At 36.3% G+C, this 17416-nt stretch carries 16 protein-coding genes; 9 read left to right on the plus strand and 7 right to left on the minus strand.

Translation table 11 applies throughout. The annotated features are described in order from the left end of the window. Nucleotides 1–638: 638 nt before the first annotated feature. On the minus strand, nt 639–1778 hold the full coding sequence (locus M028_RS0121460; RefSeq protein WP_026575678.1) for an AbrB family transcriptional regulator: 1140 nt from the start codon (nt 1776–1778) through the stop codon (nt 639–641). A 141-nt stretch (nt 1779–1919) separates the two neighbouring features. On the opposite strand from M028_RS0121460, the gene M028_RS0121465 reads away from it, so the two are divergent. Continuing rightward, complete coding sequence (locus tag M028_RS0121465; RefSeq protein WP_026575679.1) at nt 1920–2792, plus strand: LysR family transcriptional regulator; 873 nt, start codon at nt 1920–1922, stop codon at nt 2790–2792. Between the two features lie 916 nt (nt 2793–3708). Beyond that, entirely contained in the window at nt 3709–4713 is a 1005-nt protein-coding gene (locus M028_RS0121475; protein ID WP_026575680.1) for a DUF3231 family protein, read from the plus strand. Between the two features lie 852 nt (nt 4714–5565). On the opposite strand, the gene M028_RS0121490 is transcribed toward M028_RS0121475, so the two are convergent. Next, on the minus strand, nt 5566–5814 hold the full coding sequence (locus M028_RS0121490) for a hypothetical protein (RefSeq protein ID WP_026575681.1): 249 nt from the start codon (nt 5812–5814) through the stop codon (nt 5566–5568). Between the two features lie 205 nt (nt 5815–6019). Here M028_RS0121490 and M028_RS0121495 point away from each other — a divergent pair, with 205 nt between their 5' ends. Beyond that, nucleotides 6020–6343 (plus strand): hypothetical protein, encoded by a 324-nt coding sequence (locus M028_RS0121495; protein WP_026575682.1) that lies wholly within the window; start codon nt 6020–6022, stop codon nt 6341–6343. 310 nt (nt 6344–6653) lie between these two features. Beyond that, a complete protein-coding gene (locus tag M028_RS0121500; protein WP_026575683.1) occupies nt 6654–7166 on the plus strand; it encodes a hypothetical protein in 513 nt (170 codons plus the stop codon). Between the two features lie 446 nt (nt 7167–7612). Here the strand turns inward: M028_RS0121500 and M028_RS32315 are convergent, their stop codons facing one another. The 3 genes from M028_RS32315 to M028_RS33905 all read right to left on the minus strand — a co-directional run bounded on the left by M028_RS32315 (nt 7613) and on the right by M028_RS33905 (nt 8089). Next, nucleotides 7613–7690, minus strand: a complete 78-nt coding sequence (locus M028_RS32315; RefSeq protein WP_155925733.1) for a YjcZ family sporulation protein — start codon at nt 7688–7690, stop codon at nt 7613–7615. A gap of 61 nt (nt 7691–7751) precedes the next feature. Beyond that, the gene (locus tag M028_RS32320; protein WP_081810819.1) at nt 7752–7877 is read right to left on the minus strand and encodes a YjcZ family sporulation protein; all 126 of its coding nucleotides are present in this window, start codon (nt 7875–7877) and stop codon (nt 7752–7754) included. A gap of 86 nt (nt 7878–7963) precedes the next feature. Further along, nucleotides 7964–8089, minus strand: coding sequence for a hypothetical protein (locus tag M028_RS33905; protein WP_269320949.1), 126 nt, complete (start codon nt 8087–8089; stop codon nt 7964–7966). 368 nt (nt 8090–8457) lie between these two features. Between M028_RS33905 and M028_RS31600 the strand changes: the two genes are divergently transcribed. From M028_RS31600 to M028_RS0121530, 4 genes are read left to right on the plus strand one after another with little or no spacing between them, the layout of a single operon-like run. Then, on the plus strand, nt 8458–9774 hold the full coding sequence (locus M028_RS31600) for a hypothetical protein (RefSeq protein ID WP_051591148.1): 1317 nt from the start codon (nt 8458–8460) through the stop codon (nt 9772–9774). Next, complete coding sequence (locus M028_RS0121520; protein WP_026575684.1) at nt 9750–11168, plus strand: hypothetical protein; 1419 nt, start codon at nt 9750–9752, stop codon at nt 11166–11168. Before M028_RS31600 ends, M028_RS0121520 begins: the two co-directional genes overlap by 25 nt. Next, complete coding sequence (locus tag M028_RS0121525; protein ID WP_026575685.1) at nt 11119–11823, plus strand: hypothetical protein; 705 nt, start codon at nt 11119–11121, stop codon at nt 11821–11823. Before M028_RS0121520 ends, M028_RS0121525 begins: the two co-directional genes overlap by 50 nt. Further along, nucleotides 11801–15052 (plus strand): AAA family ATPase, encoded by a 3252-nt coding sequence (locus M028_RS0121530; RefSeq protein WP_081810820.1) that lies wholly within the window; start codon nt 11801–11803, stop codon nt 15050–15052. Before M028_RS0121525 ends, M028_RS0121530 begins: the two co-directional genes overlap by 23 nt. A 520-nt stretch (nt 15053–15572) precedes the next feature. Here M028_RS0121530 and M028_RS30725 read toward each other — a convergent pair. Together M028_RS30725 and M028_RS33015 are read right to left on the minus strand one after the other, a co-directional pair. Then, nucleotides 15573–16067: a hypothetical protein gene (locus M028_RS30725; protein ID WP_051591149.1), complete on the minus strand. Its 495-nt coding sequence runs from the start codon at nt 16065–16067 to the stop codon at nt 15573–15575. 82 nt (nt 16068–16149) lie between these two features. Continuing rightward, nucleotides 16150–16407 (minus strand): hypothetical protein, encoded by a 258-nt coding sequence (locus M028_RS33015; protein WP_026575687.1) that lies wholly within the window; start codon nt 16405–16407, stop codon nt 16150–16152. A gap of 751 nt (nt 16408–17158) precedes the next feature. Between M028_RS33015 and M028_RS34115 the strand changes: the two genes are divergently transcribed. Next, on the plus strand, nt 17159–17287 hold the full coding sequence (locus M028_RS34115) for a YjcZ family sporulation protein (RefSeq protein WP_442852797.1): 129 nt from the start codon (nt 17159–17161) through the stop codon (nt 17285–17287). Nucleotides 17288–17416 lie beyond the last annotated feature (129 nt).

Genomic DNA, 17416 nt, shown 5'->3' on the forward strand with positions numbered 1-17416 from the left:
TGATTCATCATTTATTTTTAAATAAAAGAGATTCTTTATGAGAAGCCATTTTTTTATTATCATTCTTTTTCACTGGGTGTTTTAGCAAAACAACAATTGGACTGCCTGTTTCGGCAGTTCTTTTTTATTATGGTTATTCAAGTAAAGAGGAGATTTGTTGCTTGAAATGTTCCCTAGTGTAAATTGAGGAAGTTCTTCGATATAACCCTTCCGTTCCTAAAGCCTGCCTAGCCGTAACCAGAAGTGATTTAACGCATGAGTTGCGGATAGAAGTAAAAGCTGGTGAGTTTGAGAGGGTGGCATTCGATAGTGTAGTCGGTGTGAAGGTCGTTAATAAAATAATAAAAACGGCAGCAAATTTACGCTACCGTTTCTATTTCTTTAATCGTGTGTCGATGGAAAGATAGGTGCGATTGGTAACAACTGAAGATGGAATATCGAGTTACCCTCTTGTGGCACACCAGAGCGTTAATTCCTCATACGTTGACACGCATAGGTGACGGTGGAGCAGATACAAAGCTTTCTACCTATTTTTCGTTCGAATCCACAGAGCATTGCTGCTCCTTTTGTGATAATAGATCTTATATTAAAATTCCAAACTATTATGATATGAACTACAATCATTTAACGTGAAAAAATTAAACAGATGTTTTAGATACAAAGTGATTTTTCTGCTCAAGATAATTTAACAATCGAAAAAATTGAGGCAAGATCACACAAATAATTAAGATTCGAAGAACCTGAACGGCTACAACAAAGGTCGAGTCACCATGGAGGACGACAGAAGTTGTCGTCATTTCAGCAATCCCGCCTGGTGCAAATGCAAGAATAGAAGTTATGAGTGAAATCCCTGTTATTTTAGCCACTAAAACAGCACACATCATCATCGAAAAAATGAGACCAACTGTACTAAAGAATGACACGATGATCGTCCGTTTTAAACCGATAAACATACTTTTTTGAAAACGCGATCCAATACTGGCAGCAATGATAATCTGCGATAAAATGATGACTTCATGGGGCCACCAAGAAATGATGTCCCTGCCAATTATGAACGAACCAAGGGATTGGGCAATCGCAGCACCCACCATGCTTCCAATCAGCCATGGAGCAGGAAATCGTAAATATTTGATCAATCGGTAGCCTACGTATGCAAATGCGATAAATGCAAAAGTCCAAAGCAACATCCCGATGTTAAATTCCGGGTCTGCCGGAACTGGAAGGGGAACAGGATTCGCCGAATTACCACTGTGTGAAGCCGAAAAAGAAGCAATTAACGGAATCATGAGGATCACTAAAAAAACGCGCATGGTTTGAATTATGCTGACGACTGCCGTATTGGCCCCTGCCTCTTCAGCAATCCCAGGCATGGCGGACAATCCACCAGGAGCCGTTCCGAAAAAGCTAGTCATCATATCCGTATTACTATATTTCCAGAGTACGAGGCCGGAAAGTAAGGAAAAAATGATCGAAAGAAGAAGCATAAAAATGATTGCAAGCCAATTTTCTTTAAAAACATGCAAAAAAGTCAGGTTTATTTTCTGTCCCAAATGAATGCCTAAAATAAACTGCCCCATAAATAACCAGTATTTCGGCATCCCTTTTTGATTCTCATTCCCCCTTAAAAATGCTGGCCTCCAAAAGGAAAGGAAAGCAGCTGCTAAAAATGTGCCGATCATCCATCCAATGGATAGGTCCGTCAATGAGATCAAGAATCCTCCTAAACTACTTATCAATATAAAACAAACACTGCGAAAAAAGGTGTTTTTTCCATCCATAATCTAGCCTCCTTGCTTCAAAACATCCAATGAAGATTTCGTACTCTAAATATAGTATAATCAAAGCAATAAATAAAATATGGAATTTATATTAGAAACCATAATTAAAAGTTATTTCTTAAGGGATACAAGGTGATTTCGATGGATGAAAGAGACTGGATGGTTTTGCAAACCCTTTATCAAGAAAAAAATATAACCAATACAGCTAAAATATTGCATATTTCGCAGCCGGCTTTAACCAATCGGTTAAAAACAATGGAAAACTACTTTGGAGTTAAAATCGTGAATCGAAACTGGCGCGGAGTCGAATTTACTCCACAAGGGGAATATCTTGCAAAAAATGCACATGAAATGTTATTGGGAATCCAAAGGATGAAAGAAACAGTCCTGAATATGGAGAAAAAAATATCGGGTACATTAAGGCTGGGGGCTTCAACCTTTTTTACGGATTATAAACTTCCCGGATTATTAAAACTTTTTAAAGATCAATACCCTGATGTCGAGTTTAAAGTAACCACGGGATCCAGCAATGATATTGCCCATTTAATGTCCAATCATGATGTTCATGTCGGCTTTTTAAAAGGGGAATATGGCTGGAAGGATCAAAAAAAGCTTCTCTTCGAAGAAAGCATTTGTATCGCTTCAATAGAAGAAATAGACATGAACCGACTGCCTAGTTTACCTAGAATTGACTATGAAACGGATCCATTATTAAAAGCTGTAATCGATAACTGGTGGGCTGAAAATTATTCACAGCCCCCACTCGTCAGTATTAATGTGGATAAAGCAGATACTTGCAAAAAGATGGTCGGTTATGGCTTGGGCTACGCCATTATGCCAAGTATGAATATTGATGATCTTGAACATATCAACAAAATTGAAATTAAAAACAAGGAGGGAGAAAAAATCATCCGAAAGACGTGGATGTTCTACCATGAAGAATCTTTAGAATTCAACGTAGTAAAGGCCTTCGTCGAATTTGTAGATGGGATTGACCTGCAATCGATTAGCTAGGGTGGAATTTGCGTCAAAAATGGAGCTGCTAGGGGAGCTGCATAACAATACTGTATTTAAACGGTAAAAAGTGAAAGGAAGGGAGTTTGATTACCTGTCAGAGCGGATTTTTCTATAAAAAGGGAAAATCAAAGGAGTTTATTTGCCCGTCAGAGCGGTTTTTTCTATAAAGCTGGAACCATCCAAAAAAGGATGGTTCCAGGCACTTTTCTTTTGGCAAATAATTTATATATGTTTCGAAATTAGTTTCTATAATAGACAGTTTTAAACAGGAAAATTAGAAATTAAAAAGGACCTATCATCTACTCAAAATGAATCATTTTAACAATCCATTTCTATTAATTCCACGCTTGTCCATTTTGACACAAATCGACTTTTCATATAATGAATTATCACTTAAATAAGGGTGGTGATTCATAATGTACGGTTACGGCGGCGGATCAAGTTTTGTATTAATTGTCGTTCGGTTATTTGTACAGGGGATGGATTTTGTAGTTTGAATAGTAAATCTGAATAGGTTGTAATATATTTTCCTTACAGCTAAATAAGCTAATAGATGGACAATATATAATTCAAATTCAAATTAGGAATTAAGTAGCAAAACGGAGAGATAATAATATTCAGACATCACGAATTCATCAATTACTTAAGGTAAAGAAAAGGTCGTAGCATGAGAAATATGCTATGACTTTTTCTTTATCTTTTTATAGATTTGGACGGGTTACAACCTGACTTATCCATTATAAAGGATTTTTCTTTGCACAAAACAGTAAAATTGAATGTTTTTCGTATTTTAAAAGGATTTGTACCTATCATTAAAAAATAAAGAAATATAAACAGCTATTTACAAATTTCCTTTGTAGAATAAATTTTATATTTACACACAACCTATTAGAAAAATGAAAGGGATTTGATAATGGAAAAAAGTAATATTAAACTAACCACTGCCGAAATCGCAGCTCTTTGGAAAACATATATTCAAAACACAGCAGTAAGATGTTTTTACAAACATTTCCTTCAACATCTTCAAGATGCTGAAATAAAATCAATTATTGAAGAAGTCCTGGTTTTGGTTGAAACCGTTATTGGTAAAATTGAAGCGATTTTTGAAAAAGAAAACTTTCCAATACCAAAAGGGTTTTCCGATAAAGATATTGATTTATCAGCTCCTGCGCTCTACACAGACTCATTTGCATTAAGTTTTGTTTATCGTGGGGGACAAGTAATTGTTCCTAGTTATGCGAATGTCTTGCAAAAAGTGACTCGAATGGATATATATAATTTACTTTCAGAGTGTCTATACGGTGAGACGGAATTACATAAAAAAGCATTAACCCTTATGCTTTCAAAAGGATTAAATGATCGTCCTCCAACAATGGAATATCCAAAAAGTGTTGAGTTTATTCAACATCAACCATCATTACTAAACACTTGGTTCGGTGAGAAAAGACCTTTAAATACCCTAGAAATAACAGAACTTTTTGCCGGTATCGAAAGAAATGCAATTGGTTTAATCCTTTTGATGGGATTCATACAGGTAACAAAAGATAAGGAAATAAAGGACCATTTATTAAAAGGAAAAAAACTCGCTGAAAAGAAAGTGGATACATATGGTAGGTTATTAAAAGAAAATGATCATTTTATCGGATTCCCAATGACGATGGAAGTAACGAATTCAACCATTTCTCCATTTTCTGAAAGATTAATACTATTTATTATAAGTACCACAAGCCAAATTTCTGTTTCTGCACTTGGTGATTCTTTGTCTGTCTCCATGAGAAAGGATCTAGTAGCCCATTATTCCCTTTTTATAGCAGAGGTAATGAAGTACGGTGGCGAAGGGCTTAAACTTTTGATTGAACGAGGATGGATGGAGCAACCTCCTCAACCTATTGATAGAAACGAATTTTATAAATCATAAATCCATTGAAAGGAGCCAAACTTAATGGAGCGATTATTTTTAGTCTTATCCAGCTTATTATTTACAGTATTTGTTGGTGTATTTTTTCTATTGAGAAGTTTTTCATTGAAAAAACAAATTCAATATTGGTTAAGAAATATTTTTTATAGGTTTCTAACAACATTAGGTAGCCCAATATAGACTTTTTATGAAAAGAAAAGAACTTGAGGTGATACTTTGGAGTATCGCTTTACCTGGGATTGGGCAAATCTTAAACAAGCAAATATTTAAAGGAACCTTTTTTATTACACTAGAATTTTTTATAAATGTTCAAAGCAACTTTAACCATGCCATCATGTACAGTTTCTTAGGAGAAATTAATAAAGCCATTGAAGTGACAAACTATCAATGGCTTATGTTCTATCCCTGCCTTTATATGTTTGCAATTTGGGATGCATATAAACATGCTAGAGGAACAAGGTCTTCTTGCTCGTTTTTTCCATTTGTCTTTTCGGCATATTGTGCCACAGTTGGAGTAATGTATTCCTCAAGCCTAACTATTTTAAGTATATTATTGGGACATGTTTTTTGCCGATGATATTTGTGATACCAGGTGTAATAATTGGACTATTGATTCAACAAATTACCTTTAACAGGACATAAAAGGAATGCCGTTCTCTATTTCACAGATGCATTTGCATTTTAGACAATTAATATACGGGGTACTGCTCAAATAGAATATGCCTATTTTAGATGGGAATAATATTCCAATTATCCACCTTTTAACGTATATTGGGTTATCACGTTGGGTTTATTGGGGCCCCCAATATTGATGACCTATATGGGGTAGGCGGACTCAAGCATAATTACCCATTAGATTGTCCTTTTTGTATTAGATTTCCGATTTAAATATTCACCTTCCTTACCTAATTCTCTGTTCATTAACAACCCCATTTCCTCTAAATCCCCCCTTGTTACAACTTGGTCATTTTCCGACCAATCAATTGAATAAACAAAATAGTAATAATTTATGGATCGAAAGATAACGATGGAATTTGGAAGTTTGTCAAATTGCGCCTTTATTCCATGTCTTTTCGTAAATTCCCACTTCATTAATTCCATTAACTTTCACCTACTGTTATTTATTAAAGAAAAGGTTTTCTTGCCACACGAAAGCGTTTTAGGAACGAAAAAATTTTTATAAAGCAAATGGGACACTACCAACATATTAAGTTAAAATCTTTAATTAATTTCTTTTTAACAGATTGGTACAAGTTACCACCATGCAACACCTGTATTCAAAGTCGGGTAGTCATCGTTATTAAAAATGAGAATAGCAAAAACGGTAGATACGAAAATTGTACTGGGTAAAGTAATTCAAGAAGCGATGAAGGAAGCTCTATCACAAGCTTTCTCAGGTCAAGCTCCAGATGAAAAAGCTCAAGAAAAAGAAATGGCAAACAAATTAGTTAAGGGGGTTAGTGATCCTTCAGCTAAAAAAGTAACAAATAAAGTGAAAATCAATTTAGTTAAGGTAGATGGAGATTGGAAAGTGGAGGCGGACAAAGAATTATTAAATGCATTAACGGGTGGACTTTCTTCGGTTGGTGAAGAGATGGGAGGAAGTAAATTAAATCCGTTTGGTAAATAGGTTTATGAGTACGTGTTTGAGGGGTCAGTCCCTAGGTGGAGTAAAGCTTTACCTCACCGGGGGACTGACCCCAATTTTTAGCGTGCTGAAAAAAATTGTACAAATGAAGGATGACATTTTTTAATTGCTAACACGTAAATATTAAAAACTCCATTTTATCCACGAAATGCTCCACAGTCCAATAAAAAGGGGATGTCAGAATCTAATTCGTTGACAAAAGGCTAGTGATTTACTTCAGCAAGATTAAACCGGAAAGAGGTGTATTCAATTGAACTTTTCATCATTCATGAGATTTTTAGGTGTATGTTCAATGATCACAGGAATTCTATTTATCTTGACGGCCATTTTGTATCTCACTTCCTCAGACAAAGCTGCTGATTATGTCAACTTAGCAGGTATGGCTTTTATGCTATTAGGGCTTGTTGGAATATATCTTCGTCAAATGAAAGAAGTGGGAATGTTTGGATTTATTGTCTTTATCATTACATTTATAGGGAGTGTTTTATGGGCGGGGTTTGGATGGGCCGGTACATTTATCAAACCTTTATTGGAGGATCAAGCACCTGAACTTTTAAAGCAAGCTCCTCCTGGAATGATGCCATCCATGTTAACTTTTTTTATTGGTTTATTCTTATTTGGAATCGTAACAGCTTTAAAAGGTGTGCTTCCTCGAGTGGCCGCCATATTACTCATCCTCGTACCTATTTTAAACTTTGTCCCATATGGTGAATATGTAGCACAGCCGTTAGGAGGCATTAGTTTATTGTGGTTGGGTTATGCTGTTTGGAAAGGGAAATATGAAAATAGTAAAGTAGAAGGGTAAAAAAAAAATTTTATATTTCCGTAATATGGATTGATGTCATAAAAATAAGGTAATCCCTTTGTTCAAGGGGACAGTCTCCAGGTTGAGTAAAGCGTAACCTCATCGGGGAACTAACCCCCAATTATGAAATCACAATAAATGAGCAAAGAAAAAACTGCGTTTTTATATAAAAATCGCAGTTTTTTTACTGTATGTTATTAATCTCAACTAAGAGTTGAAGAGCAGGCTGTCGTTCTAAATAAATTTAAAGCGTCAATATGGAAAATAGGGTGTATTAAATGAAAAAGTCTTCCCCAAAACTACCTTTAACACCCGAAGAAAAATTAAATTTAGGAAGATGTAAAGTAAAATTAAGTGAGTTGCCGATATAACAAAAAAAATACACTTTAAACGCTAAAAAAGTCCCGATAAAGGGACTTTTTCCTGCTCTTTCCATCTTATTACTACTAGTACATCATAAATGATGCACCAACGATGATAAGAAGAATGAACAATACTACGATTAACGCAAAACTATTTCCCATTCCGTCCAATTATTTCACCTCCAGCATTAATGATTCTCTCTATTGAACGTGTATTGGTATATTAATAAAAACAAGATGCACCAACAATAATTAGAAGGATAAATAGTACAACGATTAAAACAAATGTACTGCCTCCACCGAAACCTCCGTAGCCATAACCTCCGTAGCCAAAGCCTCCAAAGCACATACTGATCACCACCTGTTTGAATGTCCGAAATAAACCTTTCACTATGTATCAAAGCCGTAGCCATCATTTGGTTGCTTTGAATTCAGTTAAGCTATTTCAAAACCGTCCTTTTTTACTTTAACAACCTTGCCGATAACCCAGTCACCCTGTTCATTTTTAAACTTAATCAATTGACCTTCGAAACGACGAGCATTTTCATAATCGAAGTACATGCCAAAAACCTCTTTTCTAAGGGAATTGCTATAAATTATGTAAAGATGCCACATGTTGAGAAGGCAATTGACTATGTCTTGTCCATTTTTGGTAAAAATAAAAACTCACCTTGTTTTTGAAGAAATTCACTTAAACTATCGGGTGCAAGAGTTTAAGATCCAGCTCCCATTTTTGGCGGCTTTCTTCTTGTTCTAACGGGGAAGGATAGTGGAAAAAGAGATTTATGGGAATATACCGGTTTCAAGGGTCAGTACGAAAATTGATAGTATAAAGGGCAATTGGTATCAATTCCCGAACGAATTGAATAAATGTACCTATGTTCCTAATGTATAATGAACAATATGAAGAGTTTCTTGGGGTGTAAAAGATGTTACCAGAAAATGTTCGATTATATATAGATTCCTATTTCTTACGTTCTCATGAAGAAATCGATATTTATGGTTTCAAGGATCTGGGAGATGGCTTATTAGAGATTCCTATTGTAAAACGGACGGCAAAACGGCGCAAAAAAACAAGAGAGATCCTGCTTAATTTAAAATGCAGCATGGGGAGTTCAGAGTTACTAGATATTAGTAAGACCTTTACCAGTCCAGGGGTGAAAAGAAATTGGTCAAGTGAAAAAGGAGACCCATACTTTCATTCAGGTGCACTAATGAAAATAATCAATTATGAATCGGATGAAAAGAGTGTTAAAGATATTGCTTATGTAATGGGACCAGTACTATTTGAGTTTATCGAAAAAAATGAACAAGATGAGCGGCAAAAACGGGATAACGAGTTAAGTAGACTTCGAGATAAATTTGAAAAGCTTAAACCAATACCAATTGCTGCTAATATTCCACTTGATAGATTGCTGTACATTTCTAAAATCTGCGATTTATTCAATGATTTGATTTCAAATGCCCAGGGACATTTTCAAGAAAAATTCACAACACATTGGCGGCAGGGGAAACGAACTCTTTTCCTGCATTTCTTATTGGCTTTTTATATGCAAATGAAAACCAAATTGCAATTTGATTGGAAAGAGATTGGTGCCGACTATTATTCAGAAATTGGCGGATCGAAAAGGTTTGATGGGGCAAAGAAAGAATTTATCTCCATCCTGGAAGAGCTGGATTTTCCACCAATTTCGATATCCGGGTTATTAAGCTTAGGAAGCATCGTCTTTGTTCCTTTCAGCGGACCCTTAAACGGTTCTATGTGCGAATATCGGTTTGGGACTGTTCATTCTGTAACAGATCATGCTGTATTTAGTGATTCTTTTTCAACAACAGCCAGAAATCTATGGCTGGTAGAAAATCGCGGAGTGGTTACCCGTTTCTCGTATGAAAAGGATTTTTTAAAAAATACAAACAGTCTGGTTATTGGAGTTGAAGGGCAATTAAAGAGTGCAGTAAAAAGATTCATCCGAATGGTTTATCAAAGTGCCTCTATAGAACAAGTTCTGATCTGGACGGATTACGACGAGGCTGGTGTAGTGATTGCTGATACCATTTACCAGGTATTGATGGAAGAGAACATTCAAGATCGAACCATTAAGTGGATCGTCCCTGATCAAAAAAGAGTGGTAAATGATGTACAGAGCTATCATCAAATCATGAATGATTATTTACAGAAGAAAAGTGGCGAACAGGAGGAACGGATGGAGGGAGTAAAAGAATGGCTGAAATGGATGGAAAATTGATATCGATTTTTAAAGAATCGACTACTTCAAGTGAACTTCACGAAGCCATGCGCGATATTGTGAAAATGGCCGGGGTTTTGAAGGAAATGAGTGATGAAGATTATTTTCAGTCACCAGTAAAATTATTGAAAGTACTTCGGGTTTTGAATATTCTCCAAGAAGAAGCATTGGGACTTTCCGAACAGGAAATGGAAAATGAAAAGGCGATTTATTATCGATATCGAAATATCTATGGTGAAGATGAGGAAATGACATTTGATGATGTGAAGCATCTCGTCTATGTCCTTGGTAAGTACAATTGGATTATGAAGACTCCGTCAAGCATTAAAATGCGTTCGCTGGGAAAGCGTCTTTTAGACCTCCTTATTCGACTTGCAAATGACTCACTCGCCTATTATTTACATGATGATATTACCCGCTCGTTATTTCAGGCAAAACGGGATGCGGAGTTAAGCGAAGCATATGACGACAAAGGCATTTCCGGTGGCAACAAGCTGGCCAGCATGATTCGGAATGTGGAGGAAGCTGTGCATCTGTTAAAAGATAGGGAGCTCGAATATTTGGCAAACCGGCATGCACTCACCCAGGTTCAGTTGATTAATTCACTTATTGAAGATCTAGAGGTGAAAATGAATGAGCGGATTCGGGCCTTCGAAACATTTGAAGACAGCTTACCGCTTGCAAATTTGTTTCAACAGGGCATTTATACGATATCAGAAGGAATTAAAATCAGCCTGGGGACGATTAATAAAATTGTGAAGTTCACCAATCTTCAGCAAACAGAACAAAGCCACAGTATTCGCCCGGAGCTTATTCGAACCTATATTATTAAAACCTTTAATAATCCCTATGATGAAGATCCGGATCCTCATCAGATATTAAGTTTTATGGAACAGAATCAATATGAGGATGAGGCCATGGACGGAATTTGGATGCCGGTAAAATTTGCTGCGCCCTTAACAGCAGAAGATATATTGGATGGAATTGATTATATTGAAAACTATGAACCGGCTGTAAATAAAATCGTTGATATGCCTTTTGTTGAATACCAGGAACCGGCTGAATTAAGTGATGAAGAAATTGCCGCCAAAATGGAGGAAACCCAGTGGAAAATGACAAAGGAGAATATTCCGACCGAGCATATAGAACGATATTTGGAACAGGCAGGCGGACAAGCTCAACTGGATAACCTGCTTATCGAGGTTGGGGAAGGGAAATGGGGAGATGTGCTTCAATCATTATTAGGAGTAGCTGCCATGGTTAGTAATCAGCGGGCAGAATTTAGCAAGGAAATCAAAAGCTGCACGATGATAGAAAATGATAAAGATTGGGAATGGATGGAGGATGACCCACATGGAAGAAAAGCAGTTCGAACAAGAAAACCAAAACGTTAATCCTTTGGCTGCGCTTGCGCTATTGCCCAGTTTTTTAAGCAAAGAAGAAGAATTAACCTTTATGAATATTCTTTTCTCTTCTTCTGCAAGAGTACGGCGGGATAATTTTGGGCTCTCCAGAAAAGAAGTAGAGAAGCAGTTAGGAATTGAAAAAAACGACAAGGAGTTTTTTTTATTTATTTCCCGTGTGAATCAGGCCATTAGCCGTTATTTCCAACTCATTTATGATGAAAATAGAGATCAGGTAGTTGTTCTGATGAGAGTAAATGCCAGGGGGGCACGGGGAGTTCTCCCTAAAGAAGCAATGGCCATATTAATGTATATTTTTTATGAGCAAGAAGTTTTGCAGCATCCCTATACATTATTTTCGCAACTGTTGGAAGCATTTGGGCATGAATCCTTTCAGGCAAATCGAAAACTGCAATCCAATATTGATATCTTGATGAAAATTGGTGCATTGGAGCCTTTTTCATCAGATTCATCCGAAGAAGCTTATCGGATAACGGCCATCGGTAAGCACATGTTTTCGGATTCTTTTTTACGCCGTTTCACAGAATTTAGCCAATCGACTCAGTTAAATATGGATGATGTATTGAAATTTTACAAACGTTACAATCTTGAAGGGAGATTGGATGATGATTCCTTGGAGACTTAATATTGCCGGGATACGCGATTTTCCTCCCCAAACGATCGATCTTTCTGGTGAAAAGGAGCATATTGGCCTATTAGGGCCGAATGGGAGCGGGAAATCAACCCTTTCTTTTTGTATGGGTGCAGTTCTTCATTCGGGAAAGGTTGATATAAGCGGATTACGTTCTGCGAATTTACCAGCTGAACAAATGTGGAAGGCCAGTATTTCATTTTTATTTAAAAATGAAGGTGCGATTAAAGTGGATGCACCAAAATTTATCGAATTTGAACTGCAAATTGAACAAACCACTTCACAAACCCTCGCTCGAGAATATACGATTTCGTCAGGTGATCAGCCGGATGAGTGGGAAGAAAAAATCACTTTTAAATCGGGAGATAAGATTCAAAATTTTTCAGCCTATAAAAAGTTGCTCCAGACAAAATACCATATTGATCCGGACTATTATTATTTAATTTGGTACCAAAATGAGGTCAATCAGTTCTCCGAGATGGCTCCCGAAGAAAGATTCCGTATATTTAGTGAGATGCATGGAATTGATAAAATTCAAAAAAACTGGGAAGAAAGCCGGGAACTGGTAAAAGACGCTGAAGGAAGTTTAGAAGAGGCAAAAATTCAGCAGCAGAATCGAAAATTGCTGTTGAATATCCAAAAACAAAAACTAGACCAGTATAATGATAATCAACAAAGGCTAAAAAATGGTTTTATACAGTACTATTACGCGCTGTTACTGTTAATAACAAAAACTCAGGAAGAAATTAATCGTTGCACAGAAGAAGAAGCTTTTTTAAATGAGAGAATTGAAGAGGTCCATGAACAACTGCAAACCTTTGAAACAAATCAAACAGAACAAAAAAACCAATTAGCAGTAAGTCAAGCAGAAAGAAAGGACTTGGAACAACAAGTTTTAGAATTGCAGAAAAAGCTTAATCGACTGCGGGATGATCAAAAGAAGCACAAAGAAACTTTTGAAAAATTGGAAAACGAATTGGCTGAAATTAGGAATGAAATCAGTCGGATTCCCGATGAAGAAACAGTGGACCGTGAGCTTTCCAGGTGCCAAAAAGAAATGGAACGCCTCGACCCTCTTATTGAAAATCAAAAACATCGGATTGAGCAGATTGACAGTACCATTAGAATTGCAAATCAAGAGGTTACTGAGCTCAAGTATGAAATTATACAAGATGAACCAAAAAAAATCAGAACACAGCAATTGCTTTTATTATATAGTAGCAGCCATGTTGTTGAGGAAAAAATAAAACAGCTGGATTTAAAAATCTCTTCTGAAAAAGATCAGTTAAAAGAATGGAAAAATCGTTTAACAGAGTACAAACAAGAAGAGCTGGAATTAAAACAAAATGAATTAAATAGTCCCCGTCAAAAACAAGCAAAACAGTATTTTGTAAGGGCAGGCATTGAAGTATTTACATTAAGAGAACTGCTTAAACTGGATGATTCCGCCAAATTATCAGATGAAAAGGTATTTGATTCGATTAAATATACGATGTTTGTCAATAGCCGGAATTTTACTCCGCCAAATGATTTATATTATGTATCACTTCCTGTTATTCTCCCAAAAGCCTACATGACAGAATTGTCAGATTATCATCTAAAGATTCGAAATGATCTTCCTGAACAAATAGTTCCTCTTGCTGTTAAGGCGCTATATTGGGTTCAATCCTTTTTCGAGGAAGAAAGTGCAGTAAAAATTAAAAACGGTAGTTTGAGGGATGAAAAAGGATTGCGGGGCATTCAGGAAGAACAGCGTTATATTTTATCCGTTCATGCTGTCCAGGCAAGGCTTTCTAAATTAGCTTCAATAATAAAAGAATGTGAAAACAATATTATGACAATAACAGCTTCCATTGGGGCAAATGAACTGGAGGCACAAAAATTAAGAAATATTATTGGCGATGTAAAAGAAGCGGAAGCATTTCTTGCAGATGAAAAAAATCGTGTTCTGCGTCAAAAACGTTTAGAATTCTTACTAATTCAAATTGAAGAGGAACAAAAAGCAGAAAAAGAGCAAATTGAGTTATTAGAAGATTTAAAAACGGAAAGATCAAATGTTAATGCTCAGCAGGAACTCTATCTTTCTTTTAAACAGAAATGGGAAAAATTCGCTCAGGAAAAAGAAAAAATAAATCAACTTTACCAACTCAAAAATAAAATTGATGATATTGAAAAAGGAGTTCAAAACACTAAAAATTTGTTTGAAATTCGCACGGAAGAATACGATCTTTGCCAGAACAAATGCTATGCTATTGAAAAAACTTTAAAAAACTTAACCAATGATATTCAAGATAGCTTGAATGAAAAAACGGATTTGAAAAAGCAACTAGAAAATAAAATAAATGAAAAAGAAACACAGCAAAAAGCTTATTTCCAATACAATCAGGAATTAAATGACCTCGAAAATATAGCTCCAACAAAAGCAAAAGAAGAAAAAGAGAAGATGGTGGAACTACCGAATTGGAACCTGGCTGAGGCACGGGAATACAGAGAAAGTGGCAAAGCTACGTTTACCAATGCCGTGAACGAATCAGGTATCGATCCTTATGCACCTGAAAACTATCAAAAGATGAAAGAAGCTTATGATCTGCTGACAAATGAAGTGAATGAATCAGAAATTCTATTGGCCAAGCATCAAGAGCGGATGGAAAAGCTTCGAAATGACTTGGATTCCACAATTGGCGGGAAAGTTTTACTGATTAACAAGCATTTCATTGATTATATAGACCAGTTTGGTTTTGAAGGTGTAATAGATTGGGACATGCATGAAGATAAAAAAGGGACTACACGTTATTACCTCTATTTAAAAGCAAGAAGGTTCGGTCACAGAATGGCCATGGAAGATGTGAGTGTTAAAGCCCGAGGAGGGAGACAGGGAGTTGGTTTATCCGGGGGAGAAAAATCACTTGTTTCGTTGCTTTATGCTCTTGCACTGCTACAAACGATTCAAACCAATCCGAGCTTCATTGTCTTAGATGAATTTGATAGTGCTTTGGATGAGGGAAGAAAAGTAAAGGTTTTTGATTTGTATGTAAAAGAGCTTGGCAGGAAAATGATTATCTTAACTCCAAAGTCTCATGATAAAGATTATTTTAGTCGCTTTCATAAAGCTTATGTTATTTATCATCAGCCAGATATTCAGCAGAGCGGAATAATGAAGCTGCGCACACGGGCAGAAAATGTAGTGAAAGAGACGATTTTAATGGAACAAACCGAAAAGTAAAGACTAAATAATTAATTGGTGCCAATCATTGCTTGTATTTAAGAGAGTGATATTGCACTTTTTATATTCTCCGCTCTGGTAATTAGTTGAGGGCCAACAACTTTACCTTTAAATTAGTGTGTGCAGACTTCTTTTTTTCTTGGAATAGACATTCTCAATGGCCTTTTCTCTTATTCGAGAGGTCAGTCCCCAGCTGGAGTAAAGCGTTACCTCACCGGGGGACTGACCCCATTTTTTCATGAAGCCTGTTGAGGTTTCTCAACTGGCTGAGTACAAATCATTATTATGAAGTTTATGCTTTTAAGTATTTAAAAATTGCACCCTATTCGGTAAGCTTCATCCAATAGAGTGGTGATATAAATCTCCTTTTCCCCTTGTTGGCTCTCATCAGAAAATTCCCCTAGCGTATTGTACATTAAATGTACTTTGGAATCTTGAACTCCGCAATATCCCGCCAATCCCACGTTCAGATGGTGCTGCATCATCAAATGATAACTGCGTTTTTCAAATTGAACCTGAGTTACACCAAAAGACTTAAGTTGTTGGTGATATGCGTTAATACGCTATAACAAAATTCATAAATATCACCAAGCACGTCCATTTTTTGCTTCCACATATGTTGCCTTAACATGTTGTAATAGTATGGAGCCTTTTCATAGTTGTCCTCTACAAGGATTGATAAGTAAGTACCTTCTGCTAAATGCTGAGGGTGAAATCCTTCGGGGACAATTGTCGGGTTGACCAAAAATATTAAAGAAGGATTTGTTTGCTCATTAAAGAACGTTGACTGTGTGAAAATAAAACCGGGTACTAAATTAAAATAGCTAATTTCATTAGAAAAGGGCAGAAAAACGCGATAATATTCCATCTCCAGCTCTTTATAAGTCAATATTTCAATAGGTTTAGAGAATATTTCGCTTGTCTTACACTGTTTAAGGAAAATTTGATTTTTCGGCTGTGATTGCATTGTTAAGAAATGGTTTCTTTTCGCCATAAGCTCATTTTGTAATGCCATGATTGCAGCTGGACTTATCGTAACTTATTAAACGCAAGTAAACGATTGAATTTGTCTTAGGCTAATTCCGAAATTAACCCATCTACGTCCAGTCCAGCGATACCCAGAAACAGAGTGGCGGTGGCGATGTTGGTGGTCCCGCTTCTGGGGCATGCTGATCAGGCGGTGGTCCGGCTCCTGGAGCATGATGACCTGGTGGCGGAGCAGTCGGTGGCTGAAAGCCGCCAAATTGTCTTGGATCAAGAGTCGAATAGTAATCTGTTTGAATAGGAGTTGCAGATAGATAAGCATCTTGACTATTTGGAACGTTATAGTACAGATGTATATGATTTGGGTACATAAAATGCACTCCCTTACAATTTATTTTCACATCATCCTATTCATTGGTTATTCACCTATTAACTTGTTCGAATAAAAATGTGTTTTTACCTATAAACAATCATTGGCCATTATGATGTGCAAGGGCACACCCGAGAGCTTTGAGCGCGTAACGAAAGCATACAAGAGAAAATGAGAATACAATTTATAGGAGGCGGAGGCGGGTTATCCGTCTTCTGTTTCATTCACAGGGAATTGTTATTCTTTCTTTGTTTAATTAAATGATAAATACCAGTTCCTAAGTAAAAAAGAAAGAAATAGCCAAAAAGAATGAGAGTAGGAATGGCATTAGGAAGTATTTTTATAAGGAAAATACCTATAACAAGACAAATAAATGAAGCAATAAAATTAATTTTATATTTTGGTATTCTTTTCACAAAATCACCCCCAACTTATTTTACCATTATTTTCTTGGAGTGTGATGTTAGAGGTATTTATGAAAAGATGGACTTACACGATCGGATGATGCGTTTCTACAAAAGTGAAGACTCATTTTACATTGTATCTGGCAGGTTACCAGATTGTCTCTAGGTATGCCCAAATATAATAAAGACGGGCTCCAATTTCCTATCGACGTGTACTATATAGTGTAATGTCAAATTAGCTTTCCATACATTTGAAAGGAAGTGGAAAAAATGGATAATTCCTTACCAATATCGAATGCTTTACCAATATCGAATGCCTTACCCGCAAATGTTCTTCCCCAACCTCCATTGTCCTACTCCTATGCAGCTCCTGTTTATGCAAGCTGTTTTCCTACACAAGGATGCGGTAATTTTATACTCATAGTCGTTTTGTTTATTTTATTAATCATTGTTGGTGCAGTTTGTTTCTGTGGTTAAAAGCTGTGACTGTATTGATTAAATAATCCTCATCCTTACTCCGGATGAGGATTATTTTCCTTAAACTTATACAAGTTTTTCTTGATATGAACAAGAATTGCCGTTAAAGAAGAATGAAGGAGTTGCTTC

The sequence above is a fragment of the Bacillus sp. UNC438CL73TsuS30 genome, assembly GCF_000482325.1.
GTDB lineage: Bacteria > Bacillota > Bacilli > Bacillales > Cytobacillaceae > Neobacillus.

Bases quoted from the DNA above. Each gene is read 5' to 3' on its own strand.
- M028_RS0121460 (WP_026575678.1), bottom strand. From the start codon at position 1,778: ATGGATGGAAAAAACACCTTTTTTCGCAGTGTTTGTTTTATATTGATA.
- M028_RS0121465 (WP_026575679.1), top strand. From the start codon at position 1,920: ATGGATGAAAGAGACTGGATGGTTTTGCAAACCCTTTATCAAGAAAAA.
- M028_RS0121475 (WP_026575680.1), top strand. From the start codon at position 3,709: ATGGAAAAAAGTAATATTAAACTAACCACTGCCGAAATCGCAGCTCTT.
- M028_RS0121490 (WP_026575681.1), bottom strand. From the start codon at position 5,814: ATGGAATTAATGAAGTGGGAATTTACGAAAAGACATGGAATAAAGGCG.
- M028_RS0121495 (WP_026575682.1), top strand. From the start codon at position 6,020: ATGAGAATAGCAAAAACGGTAGATACGAAAATTGTACTGGGTAAAGTA.
- M028_RS0121500 (WP_026575683.1), top strand. From the start codon at position 6,654: ATGATCACAGGAATTCTATTTATCTTGACGGCCATTTTGTATCTCACT.
- M028_RS32315 (WP_155925733.1), bottom strand. From the start codon at position 7,690: ATGGGAAATAGTTTTGCGTTAATCGTAGTATTGTTCATTCTTCTTATC.
- M028_RS32320 (WP_081810819.1), bottom strand. From the start codon at position 7,877: ATGTGCTTTGGAGGCTTTGGCTACGGAGGTTATGGCTACGGAGGTTTC.
- M028_RS33905 (WP_269320949.1), bottom strand. From the start codon at position 8,089: ATGTACTTCGATTATGAAAATGCTCGTCGTTTCGAAGGTCAATTGATT.
- M028_RS31600 (WP_051591148.1), top strand. From the start codon at position 8,458: ATGTTACCAGAAAATGTTCGATTATATATAGATTCCTATTTCTTACGT.
- M028_RS0121520 (WP_026575684.1), top strand. From the start codon at position 9,750: ATGGCTGAAATGGATGGAAAATTGATATCGATTTTTAAAGAATCGACT.
- M028_RS0121525 (WP_026575685.1), top strand. From the start codon at position 11,119: ATGACCCACATGGAAGAAAAGCAGTTCGAACAAGAAAACCAAAACGTT.
- M028_RS0121530 (WP_081810820.1), top strand. From the start codon at position 11,801: ATGATGATTCCTTGGAGACTTAATATTGCCGGGATACGCGATTTTCCT.
- M028_RS30725 (WP_051591149.1), bottom strand. From the start codon at position 16,067: ATGGCATTACAAAATGAGCTTATGGCGAAAAGAAACCATTTCTTAACA.
- M028_RS33015 (WP_026575687.1), bottom strand. From the start codon at position 16,407: ATGTACCCAAATCATATACATCTGTACTATAACGTTCCAAATAGTCAA.